3 protein-coding genes are annotated in these 3,286 nt (G+C 63.0%); all 3 read left to right on the top strand.

Annotated features, from left to right (window positions below; genetic code table 11):
* Nucleotides 1–100: 100 nt before the first annotated feature.
* A complete protein-coding gene (locus ACT6Y9_RS09730; protein ID WP_443744378.1) occupies nt 101–1,051 on the top strand; it encodes a DMT family transporter in 951 nt (316 codons plus the stop codon).
* Nucleotides 1,052–1,221: 170 nt separating this feature from the next.
* Nucleotides 1,222–1,794, top strand: coding sequence for an NAD(P)H-dependent oxidoreductase (locus tag ACT6Y9_RS09725; RefSeq protein WP_295478203.1), 573 nt, complete (start codon nt 1,222–1,224; stop codon nt 1,792–1,794).
* 205 nt (nt 1,795–1,999) lie between these two features.
* Nucleotides 2,000–3,169, top strand: coding sequence for a MalY/PatB family protein (locus ACT6Y9_RS09720; protein ID WP_443744377.1), 1,170 nt, complete (start codon nt 2,000–2,002; stop codon nt 3,167–3,169).
* Nucleotides 3,170–3,286: the final 117 nt, after the last annotated feature.

The raw sequence follows: 3,286 nt of genomic DNA, 5'->3' as shown, positions 1-3,286 counted from the left end.
GAATTAGGGCTGGCGCACAACAAGCAATTAGAGCCTGCTACGCGTCAGCCCTGGCGCCGTAGAATCAGCGCTTCGCGCCCTCCACCATGCCGCCGCAGCAATGACCACCACGAACAACAGCACCCTTTTCTTCGAGCTCCGCCAGTCCGGGCTCCTCCTCCTCACCGCCCTCATCTGGGGATGCTCGTTCGTCGCGCAGTCGGTCGGCATGGAGACCGTGGGGCCCTTCACCTTCACGTCGAGCCGCATGGCCTTGGGCGTCCTCTCGCTTCTGCCTCTCGTTCTCTTCATGCGCCGGCGGCTCGCGGCCTTCAAGCCCGACGAAGCGGCGCGCCGCCGCTCGTCCGAATACAAGAAGAACCTGCTCCTCGGGGGCTTTCTCTGCGGACTCTTTCTCTTCGGGGGCGAGTCGCTGCAACAGTTCGGCTTCGTGCATCAGACCGAAGTGGGCAAGGCCGGCTTCATCACGGCGCTCTACATCGTCTTCGTGCCCTTGATCGGGCTTCTCCTCGGCAGGAAGTCCCGGCCGCTCCTCTGGATTTCGGTCGCGGTGGCGGTCGCGGGCCTCTGGTACCTCTGCATCCCGCCCGAAGGCTTCACCGTCGCGCAGGGCGACCTGTACGTCTTCCTCTGCGCGATCGTCTTCGCACTCCACATCCTCGTGATCTCGCGCTTCGTCACCAAGGTGGACGGGATCGAGCTCTCGCTCATGCAGTTCTTCTTCGGCTCCCTCATCGCGAGCACGATGATGGGGATCTTCGAGACCCCGACCTTCGCGGGCTGGTGGGCGGCGCTCCCCTCGATCCTCTGGGCGGGCATCATGAGCAACGGCATCGCCTATACGCTGCAGATCGTCGGCCAACGCGGCATGAACGAAACCGCGGCGAGCCTCATCCTCTCGCTCGAAAGCGTGGTTTCGGTTCTCGCCGGCTGGGCGCTCCTCGGCGAAGTCCTCTCGATGCGCGAAGGCTTCGGCTGCGTGCTGATGGCGGCAGCCGTGGTGATGGCGCAGCTGCCGGAGTGGAAGAAGACGCCGAAGGCTGCGGCGTAATTATTCGTACAAACCCTAACAATTTTCCCAGAGCCTTACTCCCTCCGGCGTGCTGCCTCTCCTTCACCGCGCTATAGAATCGTTCGGTGCAAAACTTTTCCGGCTGCGGCCCTGTTTCGGTCGCGCGGCCGCGAATTGATCAAAGAAACAACGCCAAGAGAGGCATTCAGATGAACATCCTCATCATCAACGCCGGCTGCAAGGTGAACGGCCACGGCGGCACGCTCTCGAAGACCATGGTCGACGAGGCCGTCAAGACCCTCACGGGCCTCGGTCACGAAGTCGTGGTCACCGACCTCAACAGCGAGTGGAACGTCACCGACGAAGCGACGAAGGTCCTCGCCGCCGACGCGATCATCGTTCAGACGCCGGGCTGGTGGATGAGCACGCCCTGGCAGTTCAAGAAGTACGAGGACGAAGTGTTCTGCGAACCGCGCATGCAGGCCAACGACGGCCGCACCCGCAGCGACCCCTCGAAGAAGTACGGCTCGGGCGGCGTCCACACCGGAAAGAAGTACATGCTCTCCTCGACCTGGAACGCTCCGCTCGAGGCCTTCACCGATCCGAAGCAGTTCTTCGAGGGCCGGGGCTTCGACGGCCTCTTCATGCCGGTCCACAAGACTTTTGAGTTCCTCGGCATGCAGAAGCTCCCGAGCTTCATGGTGAACGACGTCTTCAAGAACCCGACCATTGAAGCCGACCTGAAGCGCTGGGAAGCCCACCTCAAGCAGGTCTTCGGCTAACCCGGCGCCGTCTGAAGCGGATCCGAAAGGCCGGTCCGTCCCGGAATTGGGCGGCCGGCTTTTCCATTTCTGCAACGAAACTACGAGGTATTGCCCACCCACGTGCGGCGCTCTTGGGCTAGTCTTTTGGGCAGTTTTCCTGGAGCGCCCGACGCAGGGCGCTCCCATCGTCTTTTGTCCGTTTTTATTTTTCTTAGGACCCTAGATGAAATACGATTTCGACCGCGTCATCGACCGCTCCGGCACCGACACCGCCAAATGGAAGGTCTATCCGAAGGACGTGCTCCCGCTCTGGGTCGCCGACTCGGACTTCACCACGCCCGTTCCCGTGATCGACGCCGTCAAGCGCATCGCCGACGTCGGCATCTACGGCTATCCGAACGCCCACGGCGGCATCGTTGAGGGCGCGGCCGTGGACTGGTGCAGCCGCCACTACGGCTTTGAGGTTTCGCCCAACGAAGTGCAGTACTGTCCCTCGATGAGCTTCGGGCTCGCCGTGGCGATCCGCGCCTTCACGAAGCCGGGCGGCAAGGTCCTGATGCAGGTGCCGATCTACCCGCCCTTCATGCAGCTCACGAAGGCGAACGGCCGCATCTGCTCGATGAACGCCCTCAAGCTCGTGAACGGCCGCTACGAAATCGACTTCGAGGACTTTGAGAAACGCGCGGCCGACCCCGAGTGCTCGCTCTTCCTCCTCTGCTCGCCGCACAACCCGACGGGCCGCGTCTTCTCGAAGGCGGAGCTCGAGCGCCTGGTTGCCATCTGCTGCCGCCACAACGTGACGATCCTCTCCGACGAAGTCCACTCGGGCTTCGTCTTCAAGGGAGAGCACACGACGCTCCCGACCCTTTCGGAAGCCGCTCGCAGCATCACCGTCTGGGGCTCGAGCCCCTCGAAGACCTTCAATACGCCGGGGCTGCGCGCTGCCGTTCTGATCAGCAAGAACGCCACCCTCAACGCCCGCGTGAAGGCCGAGCTCGAGGCGAGCCAGCCCGACCGCAACTGCTTCGCGCAGGTCGGGTTCGCCGCCGCCTGGACGGAGTGCGACGACTACGCCGAGCAGGTTCACGACTACGTGAAGGCGAACCTCGAGTACGCCGTGAAGTTCTTCGAAGAACGCATCCCCGCCATCCGCGCCTACATGCCGGAAGCAACCTACCTCATGTGGCTCGACTGCTCGGCGTTGGGCTTCACGACGCAGGCTGAACTCACGGACTTCTTCCTGAAGGAGGCCAAAGTCGCGCTCAACAAGGGCGAGGACTTCGGTCCGGGCGGCAAGGGCCACATGCGCCTCAACACCGCCTGCCCGCGGGTGACGCTCACCGCCGCCCTCGAGCGTATTGAACGCGCCGTCGCGGCGCACTGCGCGAAGTAGTCTGCGGCTTCGACGCGATTGAGACTCCAGGAGGCTGCGTTCTCGAAACGCACCTCCTTTTTTCTTTACCAAACCGAGCCGTAAAGCCCCGTCATTCATGGCGGGGATATAAGGCGA

It is taken from the genome of Sutterella sp., from assembly GCF_052272535.1.
Classification (GTDB): Bacteria; Pseudomonadota; Gammaproteobacteria; order Burkholderiales; family Burkholderiaceae_F; genus Sutterella.
Note: the sequence above shows the minus strand (reverse complement) of the source record. Positions and strands in the feature narration are given on the sequence as shown.

Bases quoted from the DNA above. Each gene is read 5' to 3' on its own strand.
- ACT6Y9_RS09720 (WP_443744377.1), top strand. From the start codon at position 2,000: ATGAAATACGATTTCGACCGCGTCATCGACCGCTCCGGCACCGACACC.
- ACT6Y9_RS09730 (WP_443744378.1), top strand. From the start codon at position 101: ATGACCACCACGAACAACAGCACCCTTTTCTTCGAGCTCCGCCAGTCC.
- ACT6Y9_RS09725 (WP_295478203.1), top strand. From the start codon at position 1,222: ATGAACATCCTCATCATCAACGCCGGCTGCAAGGTGAACGGCCACGGC.